This window comes from Endozoicomonas montiporae CL-33 (assembly GCF_001583435.1).
Taxonomy (GTDB): Bacteria; Pseudomonadota; Gammaproteobacteria; order Pseudomonadales; family Endozoicomonadaceae; genus Endozoicomonas_A; species Endozoicomonas_A montiporae.
Genome location: NZ_CP013251.1, coordinates 2,685,963 through 2,707,378, shown reverse-complemented (window position 1 = coordinate 2,707,378; position 21,416 = coordinate 2,685,963). Strand labels below are relative to the sequence as shown.

Sequence of the window (21,416 nt, the reverse complement as noted above, 5' to 3'; positions counted from 1 at the left end):
CAATGATGAATAAAACAGTGACAGCCCTGATTTCCGGCTTGCTGATGGGGGCCGGCCTGGTGCTTTCGGGGATGACCAGTCCCGAAAAAGTACTTGGCTTTCTGGATATTACAGGCTCGTGGGATCCGACATTGATGCTGGTTATGGGCGGAGCCATTGCAGTGAATCTGCCAGCAAGCTGGTGGATATTGCAACGTAATAAGCCTGTCAACGCCGAACAGTTTCATCTGCCAGAGAGCACCCGACCCGATAAGTCGCTTATTCTGGGCGCTGCTTTATTCGGCATCGGTTGGGGAATAGCGGGTATTTGTCCCGGACCTGCGTTAACAAGCCTGCTGACTGGCAGTGGTAGTATCATCCTGTTCTTTCTGGCGATGCTGGCTGGTTTCTGGCTTCAGAAAGCGGTCTCAGCCAAATCACACTGATTCAATTCATTCATAACGCCTGTCAGTCAGCAGGCGCTATGCCTTTCAGATAATACAATTCCACCTTCTAAACATGAATTGCGCAGCCATTCTGAATCACGTGCTCATGATCATATTTAGAAAGCGGAACTTTATAAAACGACAATTCAGTAATATCCAAACTGTGACAGCCGTCTAATTTATAGATGATATTCGCACCGCGTGTGATTATAATCCGTAAAAAATAAAACAACTGTTTGAAATTCTACAACAATAATAAAACGGGCACTGTGCCCGGCAGAGGGAGAAATCACCATGGAACGCGAATCTATGGCATTTGATGTAGTCATTGTGGGTGCCGGTCCCTCAGGATTATCTGCAGCCTGTCGCTTGATGCAGAATGCGCAGGAAACAGGGCAGGAAGTCAGCGTCTGCGTTGTTGAAAAAGGCTCGGAAGTCGGCGCTCATATTCTCTCCGGAGCTGTCTTTGAACCCACCGCTCTCAACGAGCTGTTTCCCGACTGGAAAGAGAAAGGTGCTCCACTGAATACACCGGTGGTAGCCGACGATATCTATGTTTTACGCAGTGCTGAGAAAAGCATCAAGGTACCGAATCTGTTTGTACCTAAAACCATGCACAACGAAGGCAACTACATTATCAGCCTGGGAAACCTCTGCCGCTGGCTGGCTGAACAGGCAGAAAGCATGGGTACTGAAATCTTTCCCGGCTTTGCCGCTTCCGAAGTGCTTTATAACGACGACGGCAGTGTAAAAGGTATTGCCACCGGCGATATGGGCATAGCCGCAAACGGCGATAAAAAAGACAGCTATATGCCCGGTATGGAGCTGCACGCCAAATACACCCTGTTCACGGAAGGCAGCCGTGGTCATCTGGGCAAGCAATTAATCAAGAAGTTTGATCTGGATAAGGGCAAAGACCCACAACACTACGGCATTGGCATAAAAGAGCTTTGGGATATTGCACCGGACAAACATAAAGAAGGTCTGGTGGTGCATACTGCAGGCTGGCCGTTGCAGCAAAGCGATTCTATGGGTGGTGGCTTTCTCTACCATATCGAAAACAACCAGGTGGTTGTTGGACTGATTACCGACCTTGGTTACTCCAACCCCCATGTCAGCCCCTTTGAAGAGTTCCAGCGTTACAAACACAACCCCGTCATCAAGCAATATCTTGAAGGTGGCAAGCGTGTTGCGTACGGTGCCCGGGCACTGACCAAAGGTGGCCCACAATCTTTGCCTGAGATGTCGTTTCCCGGTGGTTTACTGCTTGGTTGTGATGCAGGCACTCTGAACTCTGCCAAGATCAAAGGCAGTCATACTGCCATGAAGTCGGGAATGCTAGCCGCTGATACGGTTCTTGAGGCACTGAAAGCCGGTTCTGACGGCCATGAAAATCTGACGACTTATCAGGATCGGTTTGATCAGTCATGGCTCGGAAATGAACTACACCAGCAGCGTAACTTCAGTCCGGCCATGCATAAGTTCGGTAATATTTTCGGAGCAGCCTTTGCCTTTATTGACCAGAACATCTTCAATGGCAAATTACCTCTTACACTGCACGACACAGTTCCTGATTATAAACAGCTGAAACCGGCCGCCGACTGTGTGAAAATCGAATACCCTAAGCCGGATGGCAACATCAGCTTTGACCGTCTGGGCTCCGTATTCCTGTCGAATACCAATCATGAAGAGGACCAGCCCTGTCATCTGCAACTGACTGATCCGGATATTCCTATCACCAGTAATCTGCCTCTCTACGATGAACCTGCACAACGTTACTGTCCTGCCGGTGTATACGAAGTGATTGAAGATGAAACCACAGGGAAAAAGCAGTTCCAGATCAACAGCCAGAACTGTGTGCATTGCAAGACCTGTGACATCAAAGACCCGGCACAGAATATTACCTGGGTCACCCCTGAAGGCACCGGAGGGCCTAACTATCCAAACATGTGAGTTTCTAACCTGATTCCCCTCAGGGTCAGATATTTAAAATTCCTTGCCTATACTGCAGGCTCTGAAATATCTGACCCGGAGGTTTGCCATGGCATCGATGCTGCTCATTAATGCTGTTGTGCTTGATGTAGTTAATGGTGTGTTGCTGCAAGAACAGTCTATCTCTATTGAAGATGGCTATAACAGCCATGGGCAGCGATCTTCCTGGTCAGGCGGCGGATAGCATTCAGGATATTGAAGGCAGGATTGTGATGCCCGGGCTGTGCGATGCTCATGTCCATATAACTGCAGCCACCCCTGACTTTGTTGCACTGCGTCATTGGTCACCATCCTATGTAGCTGCCCATGCCAAGCATATATTGAAAGGAATGCTGATGCGTGGTTTTACCACAGTGCGGGATGCGGGTGGCGCTGATTTTGGTTATGTCCGGGCAATTGAGGAAGGTCTTTTAATCGGTCCGCGGCTACTTTTCTGCGGCCATGCTCTTTCCCAGACCGGGGGGCACGGAGATATGCGTGTCGCTGGCGACCATCAGACCGACCATTGCTTTTGCTGTGCCGGGCTTGGCAAAGTCTGCGACGGGGTTTCAGAAGTTCGCCGCGCCTGCCGTGATGAAATTCGCAAAGGCGCCCACCAGATTAAATTGATGGTGTCTGGCGGCGTTGCCTCACCGACCGACAGAATTACCAGTACTCAGTTTTCAAAGGATGAGATTGAGGCAGCCGTTGCCGAGGCTGAAGCTGCCAACATCTATGTGATGGCCCACGCTTATACGAACCGGGCCATCGTCCGTGCCTTGAAGTCAGGTGTTCGTTCCATTGAGCATGGTAATCTTATCGGGCAGGAAGGCATAGAGTTGCTTAAGCAAAAGCAGGCTTTCCTGGTACCCACATTGTCAACCTATGATCAGCTGGCTGAAAAAGGCATTGCAGCCGGTATGCCTGAAGCATTGCAGCAAAAAGTGTTCAGTGTACTGGATGCAGGCATTCAGGCTCTGGAAGCCGCCTGGAATGCAAAAGCGAATATAGTGTTTGGTACCGATCTGTTAGGCAGCATGCACGATGCACAGCTTAAGGAGTTTGCCCTTCGTAGCGAAGTGATTCCTGCAGTCGGGCTGATCCAGTCTGCAACAATCAAAGCGGCAGAGCTTTTCATGCTTTCTGATGAAATTGGGCAAATAGCACCAGGCTACCGCGCCGATTTATTAGTTCTGCAAGAGAATCCACTGGACGACATTCGGGTACTGCAACATCCGGAGAAATATCTGAAAATGGTGATGAAAGACGGCGTCATTTATAAAAATGAACTTTGATTTATGGCAGCTTCACCAACCTTGCTGCCAGTAAATGGAAAAAGGCATCAATATCCGCAGATACCACAGCGCTGACTTTACCCTGATCAGACCAGACAACTTTACTTTGCCCCTCTTTCGCTTCATCTCTTGTTTCTATCCGGATATCACACGACCTGACGTTCATGATATCCGGCTTTACCAGTGAGGCAATAACGATTGGATCGTGTAAACCTCCGCCCTCGCCTGACCGATAAAAACCCAGCATGTCTGCAGTGAGTCTGGCTGTATTTGATTGACTGCGTAACAACTTCTGAAGCCAGTCATTATTCCATTTCAGAGTTTCAGTGACATCCAGTGGGCATAGCTTCAAGTTAAGTGATGAGCGAAATACGATGTCTGCCGCAACCGGATCAGTATAAAAGTTGAACTCAGCAACCGCCGAAATATTACCCGGAACATCCAGAGCCCTACCCATGATCACGACTTCTTTAATGCCTACAGCGATATTCGGATTGATGACCAGTGCCAGAGCAAGGTTTGTTAAGGGGCCTAACATGCATAGGGTGACTGGGTTATCGGCATGCTCCAACGCCTTGGAGATAATAAAATCGACTGCACTGATCTGGTGGGCAGACACCACTTCGACTTCTGGCCAGCCAATATCGCCAATACCATTCTGTCCGTGAATAGCATCTGTCTCTGGGTTTAGCGGTTTGGATATAGCCTGTTCGCTGCACCGATAAACAGGTACCTGCTTTCCTGCTGCCTTGAGAATTCTTCGCGCATTATTGAAGGCTTGCTGCTGGGACACATTCCCGCCAACGGTTGTGATGCCCACCACGTTTAACTCAGGGCTGGCTACTGCTAATAACAGGGCAACAGCATCATCAATGCCCGGATCGGTATCGATAATAATGCAGGTACTCATTAGGTCAGTCCTGTTCCAGAATCATTCCCAGAGAATAATAGTGATCCCCACTGGTTATGCATAATTGTTCCTGACCATCTAACATTCGGAGTTCCGCCCTATTAACCAGCTCGTAATAGACATTACGGTGGATACGCGCTTCTAAACGATCCCTGACCAGAATATAAGGAACCCCAGCCCCCTCGTCAGACAACCTTAACGGATGCTGCGGATTCAGAATCACTTTGTCGCCGACATTAGTAGTGAAAACATGCTGGTGGCTGATTTGCTCTACCGAGACCGCTATAAAAGGAGCATCATCAACCCGAATGCGAACTTTCTCTACTGGTGTGACCAGATAAAAGTGCCCGTCGTCATCGTGCCTGAGTACCGTCGAAAAAAGCCTTACCATGGACTCCCTGCCAATCGGTGACCCCATATACTCCCAGTGCCCATCGCTACAGATGCGCATATCGATATCACCACAGAAATCAGGGTGCCAGTCATTGACCGGCGGAAGCCCTTTGGTTTCCAGAGACTGCAAGGTGACCGCCAGAGAAGCAGGGGAATATTGATCGTCGGACACAGGCGGCTCCATTATTATCGGTCTTTATTATCGTCAGGTTTATGACTTAAAGCTGCAAGGTAAATTACATGAAGTTGTAACACGGTCATTATAACGTCAAACCGTAGTGAGTGAGGCAGGAAATTGAATATGAGTACTCAACCCCTGAGTGAGAATCGCCGATCTAACCTTTGATAGAGTAGCTCAATTGCAGGGACAGATAATGCAGCTCGTAAAAACGCTGGCCAGCTGGTTAACAAACTGGCTAATGCAGGAATCACAAGACATCTCCAGCCCCCAGTGTGATTTCGAACGTATCCGCCACGAGGTAAAGCCCTGTGATGTACTCCTGATTGAAGGTCGATCAAGAGTCAGCAATGTCATTAAGCAAATTACCCAAAGCCCCTGGTCTCATGCCATGTTATACATTGGTCGTGTACATGATATTGAGGACGACCGCGTCCGGGAAATTATTAAAGAATCTTACGACGGTTCGCCGGACGAACAGCTGGTCATCGAAAGCGAGCTTGGCTTCGGCACAGTAGTACACCCCTTGAGTCGTTATGAAGGCAACCATTTGCGTATTTGCCGCCCCAACGGGCTCAGCTATGGCGACAGCCAGAAAGTCGTTCACTACGCAGTAAGTCGGCTCGGCCTTGATTATGATGTCCGTCACATTCTTGACCTTGCACGTTTCTTTTTCCCCTATGCCGTACTGCCCAGACGCTGGCGATCCAGTCTGTTTGAAAGCTCACCCGGACAGGAAACCAAAACTGTATGTTCCAGCATGATTGCAGAAGCGTTCAGTTTTATTCATTTCCCGATTCTGCCTCTGGTCAAACTGGACAGCCAACATGGTGTACAGCTATTTCAGCGCAATCCAAGGCTCTGTACGCCAAGGGACTTTGACTACTCACCTTATTTTCGCATTATTAAGTACCCGTTCCTCGACTATACCCATCATTCTGATTACAAACTGCTGCCCTGGCATGGTCATGGAGCGTTGGAAGGAAAAGAAGCCGAATTTTATATGACACCTAGCAAAATCAAGGAGTTGCAGCAGGTTAAAATAGATGGCATTAACGTTACAGGTACCGATTTGCTGTCTGAAAACAGAGACACTCCCCCTTCATAATCCAGATACTGATCTCACAAAAGCTGATTATTCGGAAACGGTCTTATACATAAGTGGACGCAGGATAAATCTGCACCATAATTACCTCTGCTGACTTGATCGACTTCCCCCTACGATCAGTCAGCCTGGGTCACGAGTTTGGCCCTGGTACTTGGATTGTGTACCTATGTTTCACTCCTAATGGTCTTAGCCCGTCGTCTCTTCCCCCAGAGCGGCGGGTTTCTTTTTGGCTGCTCATTTTTACAACACATTGATATTATTATGTTGTTTTGGTCAGTTAGGTTCTGTTGACATAAGCCAGATGGAAGTAGAATGTCACGCTTTTTGGCATGGACAGAACTCGATTACTGGACGATCAGTGGCTTAATATCCTCTCTCTACTCAGCAGCTTCCCTCAAGTACGCATTGGTCAGCATGACAAATGTCGGGCTTTTATTGAAGCTGTTCTCTGGATACTCAGAACGGGTGCACAATGGCGACAGTTACCAAAAGAAAGAGGACAGTGGAACTCTGTTTTTAAACGCTACTCCCGTTGGTGTGGCTATGGAATCTGGACGGGGCTTTTAGAGTCAATTGCACAAGATGCAGACTATCAGCACGTCTCAATTGATAGCACTGTTATCCGCGCACATGCCTGTGCTGCCGGGGCTAAAAACAGTACTGCTGAAGATGAAGCCATGGGTCGCTCAAAAGGCGGTTTTAGCTGTAAAGTCCATGCTTTGACTGATGCATTGGGTTTACCTGTTCGGTTTATCATTACTCCAGGTCAGGCGGCAGATATCAAAGAGGCTATACCTCTTATGGAAAACATCAGCACAGAAGCTTTGCTTGCCGACAAAGGCTATGATTCAGATTACTTAGTCCAGTGGCTTGCAGAGCGAAATATACAGGCAGTTATACCTCCAAAGGCAAATCGTCGAGAGCCACATGATTGTGACTGGTGGCTATACAAAGAGAGGCATGGTGTTGAGTGTATGTTTGGAAAAATAAAGCATTATCGCCGTGTATCGAGTCGTTTTGAGAAAAAAGCCATCAACTATTTAGGAATGCTGGCCATCGTAGCTATCATGTTGTGGCTACGATGAAACGTCAACAGAACCTAGCCCGAATATTTCATAAAAGGAGGCAAGTTCCGCCCAATCACTTGATATAATTGGGTCGACCAAAAGAAAGCTTCGGAAGAAGCAAACCGGAACTTGCCATGCCCAAATCTACACAAGAACAGCTTCGTTTTCATCCCTCAAATGGAAAAACCATCCGGGCAGACTTCAATGGTGGGGAGTTATCTTCTGACTTTGGCACTCTGCTGCTACGGGAAACCATTCTGCAGAGCGGTCTTATCTGCAAAATGACTGATGCCATCAATGACAGACGCCATCAATCCTATATCGACCACTCCCTGAAAGAACTTCTGGTTCAGCGGGTTCTGCAAATGGCCTGCGGCTATGAAGATGCCAACGACAGTAACCGTTTGCGTAAAGACCCTATGTTCAAACTGGCCACTGGTCGCAATCCGTTGGACAGCGATAACCATCTCGCATCAGCGCCCACTTTTACCCGGCTGGGACAATCTATGACCCGCTCCGACATTTACAGGATGGCTGAAGCATTTGTGCATCACTTTATCAGCAGTTACAAGCTGCCACCTCCGGTGATCGTTATCGATCTTGATCATACACCGGCCATTACTCATGGTGGCCAGCAGATGAACCTGTTTAATGCCAAATATCAGGACTACTGCTACTTGCCCCTGATGATTTTTGAGGGACTCAGCGGCAAGCTGATTACGGCGATTCTTCGTCCGGGGAAAACCCCAACGGGCAAGGAAAATGCAGCCATTCTCGAACGGGTCATTCGGCTGCTTCGGAAAAAGTGGCCGAAGACCCATCTACTGGTTCGGGGAGACAGCCACTTCGCTCAACCAGAGTTAATGTGGGTGGTTCAGAATGCCCCTCATTCGGATTATGTCTTGGGCAAAGGTGCAGGCCACAAAACGGCTTTGCGGCCAAAAGCCAAAGAGTTGTTGGATGAAGCGCGCCAAGCTCTGAAGGTCAAGACTGAGCTGGCAAGACTGAACAACATGCCAGAACCTGATCGGCTCAGACTTTACGGGGAAGCAGAATACCAGGCCAAGAGCTGGAAAGGTCTCGATACCCGGATAATTTACAAGGCGGAGGTCAACCAAAAAGGCGACAACCCTCGTTTCATTGTGACGTCGATGAAGGAAGCTTCTCCAGAGGTAATTTATGAAGAGCTTTACTGTCCAAGAGGACAGGATGAGAACTTCATCAAACATCTGAAAAGTGATCTGTCCGGCGACAGATTGTCCGATCAGGGCTTTTTGGCTAACCATTTGAGAATGTTTTATGCCTGTGCCGCTTATGTTTTGCACTATGAGTTAAGAACCAAGACTTTGAAAGGTACGGAGCTGGAAAAAGCGCAGCCATCAACGGTGATCATGAAGCTCTGTAAAGTTGCAGTCAAAGTGGTTGAATATAAAGACCGAATTAAACTTCATCTGCCGCGTAGCTGCCCATTCAAGAGGCTTTTGCAGCATGTGACAGAAGTCTTTTACCAGATGCCGATACTTCGACCGGGGTAGCAACTTTCATAATACTCAATCAAGGTACATAGCAACCAGATGAAAGAGCTTTGGGGCTTTCCGTTATCCTGAAATAGCAGGATTCGTTGATTAGCGTCTAATCTGTAAGCAAGTATGGGCTGCAATGTCTTTCACATGGTTAACAGAGCAACAGGCTTGCGGAAAAGTCCAAAATTAAGAGGATGGGATGGTAGTTGCTGCTTGTTTATGAAATATCCGGGCTAGCACTCAGACATTATCATGTGCTTTCTTCTCAAGCTGCATTTCGTACGCACTGAAGCCCTCAATCAGATTATGAAACCGGCTAAAGCTGAGGCTCAGCCAGAAGCTAGAGAAGATGATGAACCGAAGTGGCTTGAGCAGGTTATATACCCGTGACCATTGAAGATGCTTGATTTTTCAGTACTTTTTTAACATCCTTCGCTCATGCCTAAAATCATTTTGACTGATCAGCAAAAAGCAGCTCTGGAATCCCGCCATAAAAAGTCGCAGGATGCCCGAGATTGTGACCGTATAAAAGCAGTTTTGCTCAGATCTGAAGGTTGGACTCCGTCTTCTATCGCACAAGCCTTGAGAAAAAGTGAATTCACTATTTGTCGCCACCTTGATGACTATCTGAAAAAGGAAAAACTCAAGCCTGACAACGGTGGTAGCGAAAGCTATTTGAATGATGAACAAACCCGGCAGCTAATCGAGCATATTTCTGAACACACCTATGCTCATACGCATCAGATCGTCGCCTACATTTCTGATCGCTGGGACATCAAATACACCGTATCAGGTCTGAACAAGTGGCTGCATCAGAAAGGCTTTACCTATAAAAAACCAAAAGGCGTTCCGCACAAGGCTGATGCTGACAAACAAGCTGAATTTGTCAAACACTATGATGCCCTGAAGGCCTCATTACCAGAGGATGAAGTGTTGCTGTTCATGGATGCAGTTCATCCAACACAGGCCACCAAAATCACTTCAGGATGGATTCGCAAAGGGGTTGATAAGATCATCAACACGACGGGGAGCCGTACCCGATTAAACATTGTTGGCGCCATTGAACTGAACAATCTATCTGCCGCTGTTTTCGATCAGTTCAAGACCGTCAACGGCGAAGCGATTATCAAGTTTTTCAGAACAGTTCGGGCATCCTACGCATCCATGACAGTCATCCATATAGTGCTTGACGGTGCTGGTTATCATCGTTCAAAAGAGGTGGTAGAGGAGGCGGAAAAATTGGGTATAAAACTACATTACCTACCACCTTACAGCTTAAATCTGAACCCGATTGAGCGATTATGGAAGGTGATGAATGAATATGCTCGGAATAATGAATACTTTGCCAAGGCTAAAGAATTTCGAGAAAAGATTAATCATTTTCTGGACGTTACGTTACCTGAAATTGGTGCTTCGTTAGTCAGCAGAATTAACGATAGTTTTCAGAGGCTAAATCCTGCATCTTGAATTCACTTGGGTATATCCAAACTCCACAGTGAAGAGATCAAGTGGGCAAAAAAAGTCTTCTGCTGCTCTGACTTGATTCTGCTGAATCCAAGAACCTGCCAGAGCCAGATATTCTACTCAAACAATGGAACCAGAGAGGCTGGATAATGACTGTCGGTAACCAGATTATTTTTCGCTGTAATGGTTGCATGGTCATTGCTCTGCAACCCGTTATTTCCCGACAATGGCTGCCAGAAAATCAGACCCTGTCAACTGAGTAAGCCCTTGTTGGCCTGCCAGGTTTCGTGTAACTGCTTGCCAATTAATTTTTGCGTCTCAGGTTTAATGTCGAAAAACTTGGCTTGCTGACTCCAGCTTTGTACAGAATCTATAACGTGTTCAATGACTTGCCGGGCCTGATTCCAGTTTGCAAAGTTCGCCTGTTTTGCCAGTTTCTGAATGACTTTCAGTGGGGGCTGTGAACCGTATCCCATATAGGCCGTCATATGCTGGCTATAAGGTGTTGGGCTGAACGTGACATCATAAAAAGGAGCCAATGACCAACGACCATGGTCATCCATTAAAAAAGACCAGTTTTTCGTATGATCATCCTGATTCATTGCAAACAAGTTGAACATAGCCCTGGCAAATTGCTCCTGTGCCACCGCCGGATTCTGACACAATACCTGGCTCACCTTCAGAAGATCATCATAATCCATTGAGGGTTGCCGGAAGTCGGCGTCCATAAGACCGCATAAGGTGTGCATGTGAAGACGCCCGTACTGTGACAGGTTGTCAGAACGTTTTCCTGAGCAATCAAATCGCTTCAGTGCTAACCAGACTTTTGCACCGGAGCTTCCGGTATCATGAATGAGCTGCCATTGTGGTGTCGTCAGCCCGGCCTGCTTTGCCAGAGTCAACCAAAGTGCTTCACACAAGCTTTCTTCATGGCCAAGAGGGAGACTCTTCGACGTAAACTTCACCAACCATGGGCTTAAGCAACTTTGCGGCTGGGTACTGACATAGCGGGTATTATCCGGATCAAGCCACACAGACACCTTAGGTCTGGCACCACCTGAACCACCGGCCTGAGCCAGAACAGGCAATATGTCGTCAGTCTCACCCTCAAAAATCTGTTGGGCTCCCTGTCCCAGCAGTGCGATGTCCGATAACAGGTCGTCCCCACCGGATGAATGATCCATTGCAGGGGAATAGCTCAGAGCTCCCATCCCCCTCTCGCCGATAAATGCCAGGCGATCCATCGCGGATATCTGATGTGGAAGTATACCCTGTTGACGAAAGACTCTGTCCATCAACAGCAAGCCCCAGCCATCAGGCAAGGAGTCAGCAAAAACCCCCTGTAATCCCTGGTGCGGCTGTCCGGGTCCAAGGTTTAACGAAGATTCAAATGGCAGAGTGAAAGGAGACAGACTATGAAAGTCAGCGAGATATTGATCATCGTACTGAAAGAAAATGCCTTGCTGATTTTGCGCCAGCTCCCCGACTTTATGCTTTGAGCCATCACTGAATCTGCGGTGTACATTAAGCTTGCGAACTCTCATGTTTTTAACACCTCTTTGATACTGGCAGGCATTGCCTCCGTTTCTTTAGTCAGCAAAGTCAGGTTTTCCAGTTGGTCAACAGCCTGCCAAAGCAAAATAAACTGCCGTAGCGATATCTGTCCGGTGGTTTCAAATTTCTTGATCGTGGACGCTGGCACAGAGCTCCGCTCTGCCAGAGTCTGACGAGACCATTTTTTTGCCTTTCTTCTGGCTATAACCGCAGCAGCCAGCTGCTCCTGGACATCAGTGGGTGTCAGTAACGACAATAAGCTCATAGCGAATCACATCCATCATATATAGATACTATTATAGCTATTTTAATGAATTTTACGAAATTATAGACATTATTGTATCCAATAAAATCTGGATACGATTATCACCCCATCAAATCCATTACAGTAGCGCCATTCCTGAATAATTGAGATCAGTAATCCATGGCAGCAAACTACGGTCAGACCTGGTGGGGCAAACAATGACTGAAAGCCTTTAACGGCATTGATTACAGCAACCGCCCGCCTAGAGGACGACGATATGCTTGTAATGGCTTACAGAGTTCTCGAATCAGGAAATCAAAGAGCTGGTGTCACTGGGGTAGTGAGAAAATATCGTCTTCCTCTTGCTTTCTGGGGGAGGTACCCAATAGAAGGCGCATGTCTATTTTTACTGCCTCAGATCATTTGAAAGAAGGCCCTGTCCTGTGGTGACAGGGCTTTCTGTCTTATTGCTGAATCAGTTCATTAGTGGAAAGGCCTGTTGCCGCTGATATGGAGTTAAAGAACCGATAGATTGCAATCATCATGATCGCCGTACAGGGTATCGCAATAACAGGAGTGCTTAGAGCAACCATACGCCCCAGCTCTGCAGTGTACTCGCTCGTACCGGGCTCGCTCTGGATAATGGTGCTTGTAAGAAAGAAGTTTAAAGAGGCAGATACTAAAAAAGCCCCCTTAAAAATAAGCATAAGGTCGGAGAATTTTTTATCCAGCTGTTGCCTGCCAATCGCCTCCTCGATTTTATTGAAGTCAATGGCCTGACTGAAAGCTTCTTTCATGAAACTGCTGGCTTTATCTTTGAAGAGGATCAGTGAGGTCATAATCAAGAGTGGCATTGAGGTTTCTTTCAGAATGAGTACTGACTTCGACAGCTCAAGCAACCCAATAATGCCGGTCAGCAGTGTCGATATGAAACCGAAGATAGAGAAAAAGTTCACTTTTTCTCTGGTGCAAAAGTCGTAAATACCGTAAGTGATCGGAAAGATCAGAGCTACAATCAATCCCCAGAATGCGCCCAGATGGGCTTCTCCGGAAAGCTTGGTCAGGATCAGGGATGGAATGGCGACATTCAACAGGATATTTAGCAGGAAGTTTTCCTGCTTTTTGGTTTTTCCTCTGGGGGTTCCGATTGTCATCTTTGTATTCCTTGCCGGCGCAAAATCTATATTGAAAAAATGTTGGGCCTGACTTTGCTCTACCCAACGCAAAGCGTCAATCATTATTGAAATGAAGCAGTGGTTTCGAAAGTCAAGCTATTATGTTTTTTACTGCCGGATGCAGAGCACTTGGTTTCTCCACCAAAAGGCCATCATCAAGCAGCGGTGGACGATTAGCGTCTTTCATTTTGAAACCTTTAATGGAAAACAGACGGTTATCGGGTTGTCGTGCAATCATAGGTTTAGCATCCACTGCAACGCGCAGTGCTGAAGAGTCTCTCCCTCTATCGTGGCAATGTGACCGGTATGGTTTAAGGCCCTCCCAGTTTAAACACTGGCAGGAAGGACAAAAAGAAAGTTAAAAAGGTGCAAATGTGTCAAAACCGTTACACATCTTCATTTTTGTGATTCATGACATCGAATAATAGTGAAACGATGTCTATGAATCACACACTTCATTACACAAACATCATCCTCGCCAGCAGATAACATCCTACTGGCAAAGCATGACTAATCTTACTTTTTAGATATGAGGCTTTGTTATGAGCGCCTGCCAGATTTTTTGAGACACCACCAAGCAACAGGTGCAGCGACAACGATGAAGCAAACAAAGCCAATCAGCATAATCTCCATTACTCATCCTCGCTTTCGTTCATCTTGTAACCAAGATAACATGAGAGCTAAGCCACAAGAAAGCCAAGATCAATCCAAGGACGGCTTTTACAACATCCTTGACTGTCAAAGCATCAAATCGATCATCAATGCGGTTTATGGGTGTGCTGCCTAATTAATGTACTGGAGGAAGGTTGTGTGTGACAGGGAATCCGTAACGGCTCATTTTTGACCAAAATGCATTCCAGGATCCGGATGTGCAAACCAGTGCCCTTAACGTCAGCAACATCGATGCTCCCTGCTCCTTCCAGCGCATTCCTGAACGGCACATTCTCTGTTTCACCAATGTTTTACAGCCTGCTTCAGTCACTCCCGAACCTATCGGCAAGTTCTGCTCTCTCGCTTGCGGATAAATCATCTGATGCCAATGATTTTTGAAATACGTTCTGGCACTGATTAACTTTTCCAGAGACGCAGTACGGTTGTTGCCTGGCTTTGCACTATCAAGCTCTTCCTGAAGTCTTTTGGCTGCACCCTTTTCATGTTTCAAGTCGGGCTTCGGCCTGCAAAATTGCTTTTACGTCAGATTTTCTCAAAACCCATAAGGGCACAGTGAATTGAGAAAAATCTACTGAGAATGGTTTTTGAGAGTCTGAAGCCCTTTGTTCATCAGGCTCTCAGCCAAGGCTGAACCCTTCTTGAAAACGCTGGGAATTGAGAAAATTCCACACTATACGACGACAGACTTTCATATTTTTTAGATCACATGGAAAATCAAGCACTTAGCCCGAATATTTCATAAATTTGCTGCCAACTGTCAACAGCCCATGGAAATAGTGCTTTTTTACCAAAAATGCTTCGGACACATCAGTCCGAAGCCATTGCAGGTACAAGCGAGAGTTTTCAAGGGATGTAGCAATAGCGCATGCATTTTATGAAATATTCGGGTTAGCGTGTTTTTCTGACGTAAAAGCAATTCTGCAGGCCGGACACCGAGTATGGTTCCAGCACTTTGAGCAACTTCTTCAACGTGGCATCCGTTCGCCGACCAAAGGCATGTGCGATTATGCGTTTAAACCTTGGTTCCCAAGCGTACCAGAGCCACCGCTGATTTTTCTTACTGCCAACAAATGACCACTGTTCATCCATTTCGCAGATCAGTTGAACCCTGGCATTTTGAAACTCGATGCTGCAGTTTTACCTAAACAAGTAACGTATTTATCTCGATTCTAAGCTGCATCTAAAAGTTTAAACTTCCGGGCGTGTGCTTTGAGTGAGTCAGTTGCCTTTTGTTCTCCCAGGTCTCTACCAGCCATATGCCTGCTCGACTCCCGCTTGGGCAAAGTATGCTCTAAGGCTAAGGCCAGAGCCTTAAGCTCGGTATCTGGATCTTCCGATTCAACCACTGATTTCACCGTAGCAAGCAAGGCTTCTGCATTGAGGCGTTCGATCAGACAGCCTGCGGGCATTCCGGCCTGTTTGTTTTTCAGTAGGACGAATTGCTCAGGGTGCAGTAACAGCATGTGTTCGCACAGCAGGCTCAGGATCACGCCGCGCTGCGATCCGTCAGCACCTTGCTGTTTGCTCAACCTGTTCCAGCCACAATGAGCTTTCCAGTCTTGAATGAAAACCTCGACCAACCACCTCAAGGTGTAAATCCTGGCTATGTCGGTATGCCGCCATGACATATCTGAAGCCACCAGATAGCGATAATCCTCTTCACCCTCATACTTCAGGGCAATAACAAAACGTCTTTTCCCATGAGCCTTAACATACAGCCGAGCAGCCAGCATCGTGACCTGCTCTTCTTTGCCACCGCGTATTATGAGTTGAGTTTCAGCGCCTTTCTGGCGCGAAAAGTAAGCTTTGAGAGTCGCTTCCGAGTGGTTTCGGTTGGATACTTTCTGATTCGAGCGCAGTTGGCTGACAACCTGGGCTCCGCCTGTTATTTCCGCAGCCTTATCCATAAAGTCTCCTGTGCCATACAGTGCATCAGCGAGAATTGCTTTGATCGTAATGTTGGGAAACGAATCAACAAATTCTTGCAGCATAACCAGCGTCAACGACTGCATGGTGGGGTAACGAACATGATCTGGCTCAGGACGGTTCGGTCGTTCTTTTTTCTGAATGCCTTGCTTCCTGAGCGCCTTGTCTTTCTTCCTCCATGCAGATAACTCAGGGTCAGGAATATAAAAGCGAAACCCTACTGGAAAGGTAGCTACTTCAGTAACGAGCACCATAAACACCAGTTCCTGCCCATTAAAATAACCACCTGTTGATTTGTCTTTTATCTTATGGGCACCGTCGATTTTTGAAGTCCTTTTAGTGCGCTTTTTTCCTGTATCGTCGATAGCAAGGGTTCCACTTTGTATTCCATAGCGTAGAAGAATATTTCTGACGCTGGCCTGTAGCAGGCTTTGCCATGCAATTTCTGCTTGATAAAACATCCAGCACAGACGGGTCGCTTTGAATCTGCCTAAGCTTCTGCGCTCAAAAGCAGCCCAGTTAATAGTTTTAGTTACCACGATTCCCATGATAAAAACGCCCAGTGCCACTTTCTGGGATCTACTCAACTGCGCAGAGGAATTGATGGACTTGAGCGAATCATTCAAAGCATCCAGAAAGGCAGTGACAACGGGTAATGGGCGAATTAGCAAGATACGACACTTGACGGTTATTAAGTTCCTATGAGATCTTACCTCCAACCTGCTGCTGTGGCTATGATGGAATCTCGCAAGGCTTGAATTCGGAGCTGCAGTAGTAGTCTGCTCTTATGCCACCCTGCCATTTCCTGCTCTCCCTCAAATATCAAAAACTGCAGCATCGAGTGAAAGGGAAGCTCAGTTACCTGAGGCGGCGATAGTCTTTTAAATGGGCGATGACAGTGGTTCGACTAATTTTGAGAACACGCTCTATGTCTCTGACACCAGAGCCATTAATAGTCAGCTGAACGATCTGTTCATGGGTGTCTGGCTGGTTAGCGTTGTAGAGATAATCCAGTTGAAAGCTCTTGTGACATATGCGGCAAAGAAATCTCTGGAGGCCTGATTTGGCCTTGCCGTTCCTAACAACATCTTTAGATTGGTTACAGTGAATACAAACTACTTTTACGACAGCCATGGAGCAACAGAACAAAAGTGCCGAAGATTACCATTTTTGAGGATGAAGTTCAGCTATCAACTACTCTGAACCTTCACCATCGAATCTTTACGGCTATCTTTGCAATAGTCTTAGCCTGTCACTTCTTTTCCCAAGGATGGTCGGGTTCTTTTTGCTCGCATGAAATCTTTTGTGTACAGGCTCCACTTCAGCCATATTTAAAGCGATAGGTACAGAGCAATATGCAAAACAACAACGGTCAGTGTCACCTGAATTCGCATCCTGATATAGTTGCTCATCATCGTTTTATCGTCGCTCTGCCTGTATAAAATACATTCATAAATAACCAGCAACAGATAGCAGATCACCATAGTCAGCAGTACTGTTTTTGTTCCACCAAAAATCAAACAAAAGAACACCGTCAGTGCAATCAGGTTACTGGCAAAGGCTTTCTTCAACCAGTTAACATTGTCCTTTATCGCCTGACCCCATAGTGTTCCAGCCATAAAGCAGCAAATGATGACCGAGTAAAAAACAAAAATTTGTGCACCAGAATAGGCACCCAGCGAATAATCAAAAAAGTTCAACAAGATGGACAGTATAAAGGGAACAACACCGAGCCAAGCCAGATAGATCATTATGAGAGCGCCTGTTTTATCGTAATAATTACCTAAAGAGGTCGTTAAACAAACTGATTGCTGATAACCACGCTCCTTCTACCCTGCCCCCGGAACACCATGAGCCTATCAGGGCCAGTTTCTGAGATTCATCAACCTTATAAGCAGTAGCCTGCTCATTACTCTTGATGCTCGCGTATCGCCAAAAATGGCAATATTCATGAACAGGCTTTACTGAACGACCCAACAGGTTTTGAAGCCATAAAGTTCCTGCCTGAGCAATATTTACCTCTGTTTGCTTCCCCTGCCGTTCCGACCATTCAGAAGCAAAGTGAAGCATCCACACATCATCAACTCCTGCACCGTTTTGAAACCCAGGCCGGGATGAAAGACGAGAAGCCCAACGAACCGTACTGTCACCAAAAATACCCTGAATCTCCTCAGGAACATTGCCCAAAGTACCCAGTCCGAGCGCCCAGCAGGGTTCATGCACCGTATCAGGAATGGATGTCACAATATCAGAAACTCCTTGCAACAATTTCCGCGCCTGTTCAGCAGGTTGGGTCATAATCAACCAGTCAAAACCCGAAAATAGCGCTTCATTCGCACCGTATAATATCCATTTGTCCTTGCGAACCACCTGATTAATTGTAACGCCCAGCTTGAGTGTCATTCCGGCTGCCAGATGATGTACCGGTTGGTTCATAAGTGGCTGCCCAATGTAGCGCAAAGTGTCATCTGGAGAAGCTGACAACTGATTATCACGGACACAATAAGGGGTGAAGTTCCACAGTGAAGCACTTCCCTGACGACACCAGTCATTAACTTCTTTTATAAAATCAGGATCGCGGGCAGTGAAATACTGAGCACCCAGATCAATATCCGCCCAGTTCAGACGACGATGAGCCAGACGTCCACCCAGTCCACGGCTTTTTTCAAAAACAGTGACGTTATGACCCATTTTATGCAATAAACTGCCTACTTTTATGCCAGACAGACCTGCACCAGTCACCGCTATGTTCATCGAGACTCGCCCCCCTTCACTAAACGACCTGGATAATCAGAACATCAGAATAGTTAAAATGAAACCGATGGCCTTGCCTGCCACTTTTTCTCTCAGAAAAACTCGCTCTTTATAGATGCCGATTTCAGAATAAGTTTATCTGATCATCCACCAGTGTCGTAAAGTCCAGTCCAATAAAGGGCAGAACGCCATCGGCAACCGGCTTCAATTGCTTTTGAATATAGTGCTGATAATCAATAGGGCTAACCCGGTATTCAATAGCTTCCGGCCCATTGACTGTCATCACATAGCTGATCCGACCTCTGTTATGGTACTTCAAAGGTTTGCCTTGCCTCCGATTTTGCTCATCTGCCTGTCGGGCAGCCCGTACCTGAGGCGGGATGATTTTAACATACTGATCCAGTTTCCTCCTGAGCCGCTTTCGGTAGACCAGTTCTTCATCCCGTTCACCATCAAGGGTTTGTCGTACGAAATCCCTGACCAGATTAACGAGGGGTTGATCAGCAAAGACATGAAGAAAAAGCGCTGTCTGGAAAGCTTTAGCCAATGGAGTCCAGTCTGAACGAACAGTTTCAAGACCTTTAAACACCAGTTGCACGTCATCGCCAGTGTACTTCAACCCCGCATAACGTTTTTTGCTACCAGTCTCTGAGCCACGAATCGTCGGCATCAGGAAGCGCAAGTAAAGCGTTTCAAATTCCAGTTCCAGATGACAGTCCAGGTTGAATTCGTCTCTTAATGCGAAGCCTTGGGTCTAATTCCCCGCAGCTTGCTGCGAACTACTCAAGAGCTAACTTGATACCCCGGAGCTTGCTCCGGGGTAGTTCATGTGTGCCGAGCATGTTGCACAGCTTGGGGGTGAAAGTCCCCTGCCCAGCCAGATGAGGGCGAAGGGCTAGCGAAGCACAAGGTTTGTATCGCGAGGTGCAGACTGAAGGCAGTGTGGAGCAAAACTGCGAGCTGACGAATAGAAATCGGATATGAGGCTGTCTGCGTGAGGACGAGTCAGCATGTGATGACGAAGTCCCATACTCATCCGGACACTCGGACAGTAAATCCGGCAGTTGTGCAGGGAAGGCGGTGTAACTTACCTCGGGAGGTCTGTCTGGTGTCTGATATTTCAGACTGAGGTCATCGTAAGATGTCCTGATCGCCATACAGAAGTCAGCAGACGGCATAGTAGCTGGCGAAGTCAGTGAAGGCCTGAACGGTTAGAGCGGTGATTAGTTTCTGTTTCTCGATATATCGGACGCAGACAAAGGCCAGCAAACACTGGTGCTCATGCCAAGCGGTGACGGCGGAACCGAAAGCTGCAAGGTCATAAGAGCTGAGACTATATCGGCATTACAGGATTACAAAAGCCCGGCGGGTGGTGTGAGTCATATGTCTTGTATCACTGACCCTTCCATTGTCATGTTTGTGCTGATGGTAGACGCTTAACTAACCGAAACGCCCAGTACGGACCCGTACGCTGGGTGTTGTGGGAGGAGTGGAGCCGCGAGGCTCCACCCTATCCCGATTGTCTGTTGCCAGTAATCATTGATACTTCTGGCCAGAGATTGCCCTGTCTTCTCGGCTTCTTCAGGTGATAATGAAGCTTCAAGTAAAACAAACGTTGAATCTGTATCGCCATAGATCACCTGATATCCGGCCGCCTCTATCCAGCGAGCGGTTTGCTGCATAATTTCATGCCCACGCAGCGTTATTGAACTGGCTAGACGCGTGTCGTAAAACCGGCAACCACCAGAACCAAGAACACCATAGAACGAATTCATCAGAATCTTGATTGCCTGTGAGCGAGCGGAGTCTTTTTGTTTTTTTGCTTCGTCTCGTTGTAGCCACAGAGAAGTAATGATGCCGGGCAGAAAGTGGTTATCTCTGGAAAAGCGGGCACCACGAAAACCGGGAATCGTATCATCAGGATTTTTTAATCCTTCGACCAATCCTACAGGATCAATTTTAAATGTTCTGATAATGGAGGGATAAAGGCTTTTGAAATCGAGAACCAGAACATTTCTATACAGACCCGGCCTTGAATCCATCACATAACCACCCGGGCTGGCGAGTCCTCCGTTTTCGGGTAAATTGGGCGCAATGTACCCAGCCCTGTGTAGCTTGGGCAGGTACTGATTGCTAAATGCTGCTACTGAGCCACCCAAACGATCCAGCTCCAGTCCAGTTAGCTGGCTACGCAGGCGAAGAAAATCCAGTACACGGGTGTGGTCGAATATTTCTTCTACCAAGCGACAGTCTTGAAGGTTATAGTTTGCCAGTTTGACTTTGTTGTGGTGAAAGTCGTGTTCGATGATAGCCATTCGGTTATCAACATCTTCCGTATCCTTGCCTTTAGCCAACAACTGCCTTGCAACTGCTTCCAGACTGAAACTATCAAACTGGTAAGTGGCAGACTTTAAGGCATCAATGCCATCGATGACTATCCGCCCGGGAACAGTAATAAACCCCTGCTGTGTTTCGCTACGTTCACGCCAGCGGGCAGCCTGTCGATTCCTGCCAATCTTGAGGGTAATGCCGTATTTTCCAGATCGCTTTAATAACAGACGACAGTCAAAGTTAATAACATTCCAGCCAATAATAATATCCGGGTCACGCTGTTCAATAGCCTGCTCAAAGGACTTCAGCAGAGATAATTCATCATTGACCCATTGAATCCAGTCCGGACTATCCGGTTGTGGCTCACCAATCATAATGACACGATCAATAATGCCACTATCCATAATCGGTATTTGTCAACAAAGT

General features: G+C 47.1%; 22 protein-coding genes and 1 pseudogene. 9 read left to right on the top strand and 14 right to left on the bottom strand.

The annotated features are described in order from the left end of the window. Nucleotides 1–2 precede the first annotated feature (2 nt). The 4 genes from EZMO1_RS12335 (at nucleotide 3) to EZMO1_RS12325 (ending at nucleotide 3,691) form a co-directional block, all read left to right on the top strand. Complete coding sequence (locus tag EZMO1_RS12335) at nucleotides 3–425, top strand: YeeE/YedE family protein (RefSeq protein ID WP_236631969.1); 423 nt, start codon at nucleotides 3–5, stop codon at nucleotides 423–425. Nucleotides 426–719: 294 nt separating this feature from the next. Continuing rightward, nucleotides 720–2,378: an electron transfer flavoprotein-ubiquinone oxidoreductase gene (locus EZMO1_RS12330; RefSeq protein WP_034873938.1), complete on the top strand. Its 1,659-nt coding sequence runs from the start codon at nucleotides 720–722 to the stop codon at nucleotides 2,376–2,378. An 88-nt stretch (nucleotides 2,379–2,466) separates the two neighbouring features. Then, nucleotides 2,467–2,601 (top strand): hypothetical protein, encoded by a 135-nt coding sequence (locus EZMO1_RS27795; protein WP_269077861.1) that lies wholly within the window; start codon nucleotides 2,467–2,469, stop codon nucleotides 2,599–2,601. Further along, nucleotides 2,567–3,691, top strand: coding sequence for a metal-dependent hydrolase family protein (locus tag EZMO1_RS12325; RefSeq protein WP_236631968.1), 1,125 nt, complete (start codon nucleotides 2,567–2,569; stop codon nucleotides 3,689–3,691). Before EZMO1_RS27795 ends, EZMO1_RS12325 begins: the two co-directional genes overlap by 35 nt. A 1-nt stretch (nucleotide 3,692) precedes the next feature. Here EZMO1_RS12325 and EZMO1_RS12320 read toward each other — a convergent pair whose 3' ends face one another. Continuing rightward, on the bottom strand, nucleotides 3,693–4,601 hold the full coding sequence (locus tag EZMO1_RS12320) for a nucleoside hydrolase (RefSeq protein ID WP_034873936.1): 909 nt from the start codon (nucleotides 4,599–4,601) through the stop codon (nucleotides 3,693–3,695). A gap of 4 nt (nucleotides 4,602–4,605) precedes the next feature. Then, complete coding sequence (locus tag EZMO1_RS12315) at nucleotides 4,606–5,166, bottom strand: DUF1285 domain-containing protein (RefSeq protein ID WP_236631967.1); 561 nt, start codon at nucleotides 5,164–5,166, stop codon at nucleotides 4,606–4,608. 202 nt (nucleotides 5,167–5,368) lie between these two features. Here EZMO1_RS12315 and EZMO1_RS12310 point away from each other — a divergent pair, with 202 nt between their 5' ends. The 4 genes from EZMO1_RS12310 to EZMO1_RS12295 all read left to right on the top strand — a co-directional run bounded on the left by EZMO1_RS12310 (nucleotide 5,369) and on the right by EZMO1_RS12295 (nucleotide 10,337). Further along, nucleotides 5,369–6,280 carry a YiiX/YebB-like N1pC/P60 family cysteine hydrolase gene (locus EZMO1_RS12310; protein ID WP_034873935.1) on the top strand — a complete coding sequence of 304 codons (912 nt, stop codon included), beginning with the start codon at nucleotides 5,369–5,371 and terminating at the stop codon, nucleotides 6,278–6,280. A gap of 329 nt (nucleotides 6,281–6,609) precedes the next feature. After that, nucleotides 6,610–7,365 carry an IS5 family transposase gene (locus EZMO1_RS12305; protein ID WP_034873242.1) on the top strand — a complete coding sequence of 252 codons (756 nt, stop codon included), beginning with the start codon at nucleotides 6,610–6,612 and terminating at the stop codon, nucleotides 7,363–7,365. A 116-nt stretch (nucleotides 7,366–7,481) separates the two neighbouring features. Further along, the gene (locus EZMO1_RS12300; protein WP_034873155.1) at nucleotides 7,482–8,882 is read left to right on the top strand and encodes an IS1380 family transposase; all 1,401 of its coding nucleotides are present in this window, start codon (nucleotides 7,482–7,484) and stop codon (nucleotides 8,880–8,882) included. A gap of 426 nt (nucleotides 8,883–9,308) precedes the next feature. Continuing rightward, entirely contained in the window at nucleotides 9,309–10,337 is a 1,029-nt protein-coding gene (locus tag EZMO1_RS12295) for an IS630 family transposase (protein WP_061509485.1), read from the top strand. A 248-nt stretch (nucleotides 10,338–10,585) separates the two neighbouring features. On the opposite strand, the gene EZMO1_RS12290 is transcribed toward EZMO1_RS12295, so the two are convergent. The 11 genes and pseudogenes from EZMO1_RS12290 to EZMO1_RS12245 all read right to left on the bottom strand — a co-directional run bounded on the left by EZMO1_RS12290 (nucleotide 10,586) and on the right by EZMO1_RS12245 (nucleotide 19,329). After that, entirely contained in the window at nucleotides 10,586–11,878 is a 1,293-nt protein-coding gene (locus EZMO1_RS12290; RefSeq protein WP_034880334.1) for a type II toxin-antitoxin system HipA family toxin, read from the bottom strand. After that, a complete protein-coding gene (locus EZMO1_RS12285; RefSeq protein WP_034880338.1) occupies nucleotides 11,875–12,153 on the bottom strand; it encodes a helix-turn-helix domain-containing protein in 279 nt (92 codons plus the stop codon). Before EZMO1_RS12285 ends, EZMO1_RS12290 begins: the two co-directional genes overlap by 4 nt. Nucleotides 12,154–12,596: 443 nt before the next feature. After that, nucleotides 12,597–13,286, bottom strand: coding sequence for a VC0807 family protein (locus tag EZMO1_RS12280; RefSeq protein WP_034880343.1), 690 nt, complete (start codon nucleotides 13,284–13,286; stop codon nucleotides 12,597–12,599). 112 nt (nucleotides 13,287–13,398) lie between these two features. Then, nucleotides 13,399–13,545 carry a hypothetical protein gene (locus EZMO1_RS26795; RefSeq protein ID WP_187300070.1) on the bottom strand — a complete coding sequence of 49 codons (147 nt, stop codon included), beginning with the start codon at nucleotides 13,543–13,545 and terminating at the stop codon, nucleotides 13,399–13,401. A 549-nt stretch (nucleotides 13,546–14,094) separates the two neighbouring features. Beyond that, entirely contained in the window at nucleotides 14,095–14,469 is a 375-nt protein-coding gene (locus EZMO1_RS12270; protein WP_061509483.1) for a hypothetical protein, read from the bottom strand. A gap of 437 nt (nucleotides 14,470–14,906) precedes the next feature. Further along, nucleotides 14,907–15,110, bottom strand: a pseudogene (locus tag EZMO1_RS12265) (IS1 family transposase); the annotation flags it as partial. A gap of 38 nt (nucleotides 15,111–15,148) precedes the next feature. Next, nucleotides 15,149–16,576: a transposase gene (locus EZMO1_RS12260; RefSeq protein ID WP_145912468.1), complete on the bottom strand. Its 1,428-nt coding sequence runs from the start codon at nucleotides 16,574–16,576 to the stop codon at nucleotides 15,149–15,151. Nucleotides 16,577–16,763: 187 nt separating this feature from the next. Continuing rightward, complete coding sequence (locus EZMO1_RS28135; RefSeq protein ID WP_082211991.1) at nucleotides 16,764–17,039, bottom strand: IS1-like element transposase; 276 nt, start codon at nucleotides 17,037–17,039, stop codon at nucleotides 16,764–16,766. A gap of 197 nt (nucleotides 17,040–17,236) precedes the next feature. Then, the gene (locus tag EZMO1_RS12255; protein ID WP_034873930.1) at nucleotides 17,237–17,656 is read right to left on the bottom strand and encodes a DUF3429 domain-containing protein; all 420 of its coding nucleotides are present in this window, start codon (nucleotides 17,654–17,656) and stop codon (nucleotides 17,237–17,239) included. A gap of 28 nt (nucleotides 17,657–17,684) precedes the next feature. Continuing rightward, a complete protein-coding gene (locus tag EZMO1_RS12250; protein WP_034873927.1) occupies nucleotides 17,685–18,659 on the bottom strand; it encodes an NAD(P)/FAD-dependent oxidoreductase in 975 nt (324 codons plus the stop codon). A 124-nt stretch (nucleotides 18,660–18,783) separates the two neighbouring features. Next, nucleotides 18,784–19,329, bottom strand: a complete 546-nt coding sequence (locus EZMO1_RS12245) for a DNA polymerase domain-containing protein (RefSeq protein ID WP_034873925.1) — start codon at nucleotides 19,327–19,329, stop codon at nucleotides 18,784–18,786. Nucleotides 19,330–19,940: 611 nt separating this feature from the next. On the opposite strand from EZMO1_RS12245, the gene EZMO1_RS26790 reads away from it, so the two are divergent. Continuing rightward, a complete protein-coding gene (locus EZMO1_RS26790) occupies nucleotides 19,941–20,099 on the top strand; it encodes a hypothetical protein (RefSeq protein ID WP_160173990.1) in 159 nt (52 codons plus the stop codon). Here the strand turns inward: EZMO1_RS26790 and EZMO1_RS12240 are convergent. Beyond that, on the bottom strand, nucleotides 20,096–21,394 hold the full coding sequence (locus EZMO1_RS12240) for a DNA polymerase II (RefSeq protein ID WP_082211762.1): 1,299 nt from the start codon (nucleotides 21,392–21,394) through the stop codon (nucleotides 20,096–20,098). The two genes, EZMO1_RS26790 and EZMO1_RS12240, sit on opposite strands and share 4 nt — an antisense overlap. Nucleotides 21,395–21,416: the final 22 nt, after the last annotated feature.

What these genes read in the sequence shown, in the direction of transcription:
- EZMO1_RS12335 (WP_236631969.1), top strand. Translation starts at nt 3, where the DNA reads ATGATGAATAAAACAGTGACAGCCCTGATTTCCGGCTTGCTGATGGGG.
- EZMO1_RS12330 (WP_034873938.1), top strand. Translation starts at nt 720, where the DNA reads ATGGAACGCGAATCTATGGCATTTGATGTAGTCATTGTGGGTGCCGGT.
- EZMO1_RS27795 (WP_269077861.1), top strand. Translation starts at nt 2,467, where the DNA reads ATGGCATCGATGCTGCTCATTAATGCTGTTGTGCTTGATGTAGTTAAT.
- EZMO1_RS12325 (WP_236631968.1), top strand. Translation starts at nt 2,567, where the DNA reads ATGGGCAGCGATCTTCCTGGTCAGGCGGCGGATAGCATTCAGGATATT.
- EZMO1_RS12320 (WP_034873936.1), bottom strand. Translation starts at nt 4,601, where the DNA reads ATGAGTACCTGCATTATTATCGATACCGATCCGGGCATTGATGATGCT.
- EZMO1_RS12310 (WP_034873935.1), top strand. Translation starts at nt 5,369, where the DNA reads ATGCAGCTCGTAAAAACGCTGGCCAGCTGGTTAACAAACTGGCTAATG.
- EZMO1_RS12305 (WP_034873242.1), top strand. Translation starts at nt 6,610, where the DNA reads ATGGACAGAACTCGATTACTGGACGATCAGTGGCTTAATATCCTCTCT.
- EZMO1_RS12300 (WP_034873155.1), top strand. Translation starts at nt 7,482, where the DNA reads ATGCCCAAATCTACACAAGAACAGCTTCGTTTTCATCCCTCAAATGGA.
- EZMO1_RS12295 (WP_061509485.1), top strand. Translation starts at nt 9,309, where the DNA reads ATGCCTAAAATCATTTTGACTGATCAGCAAAAAGCAGCTCTGGAATCC.
- EZMO1_RS12290 (WP_034880334.1), bottom strand. Translation starts at nt 11,878, where the DNA reads ATGAGAGTTCGCAAGCTTAATGTACACCGCAGATTCAGTGATGGCTCA.
- EZMO1_RS12285 (WP_034880338.1), bottom strand. Translation starts at nt 12,153, where the DNA reads ATGAGCTTATTGTCGTTACTGACACCCACTGATGTCCAGGAGCAGCTG.
- EZMO1_RS12280 (WP_034880343.1), bottom strand. Translation starts at nt 13,286, where the DNA reads ATGACAATCGGAACCCCCAGAGGAAAAACCAAAAAGCAGGAAAACTTC.
- EZMO1_RS26795 (WP_187300070.1), bottom strand. Translation starts at nt 13,545, where the DNA reads ATGATTGCACGACAACCCGATAACCGTCTGTTTTCCATTAAAGGTTTC.
- EZMO1_RS28135 (WP_082211991.1), bottom strand. Translation starts at nt 17,039, where the DNA reads ATGGCTGTCGTAAAAGTAGTTTGTATTCACTGTAACCAATCTAAAGAT.
- EZMO1_RS12255 (WP_034873930.1), bottom strand. Translation starts at nt 17,656, where the DNA reads ATGATCTATCTGGCTTGGCTCGGTGTTGTTCCCTTTATACTGTCCATC.
- EZMO1_RS12250 (WP_034873927.1), bottom strand. Translation starts at nt 18,659, where the DNA reads ATGAACATAGCGGTGACTGGTGCAGGTCTGTCTGGCATAAAAGTAGGC.
- EZMO1_RS12245 (WP_034873925.1), bottom strand. Translation starts at nt 19,329, where the DNA reads ATGCCGACGATTCGTGGCTCAGAGACTGGTAGCAAAAAACGTTATGCG.
- EZMO1_RS26790 (WP_160173990.1), top strand. Translation starts at nt 19,941, where the DNA reads ATGCCAAGCGGTGACGGCGGAACCGAAAGCTGCAAGGTCATAAGAGCT.
- EZMO1_RS12240 (WP_082211762.1), bottom strand. Translation starts at nt 21,394, where the DNA reads ATGGATAGTGGCATTATTGATCGTGTCATTATGATTGGTGAGCCACAA.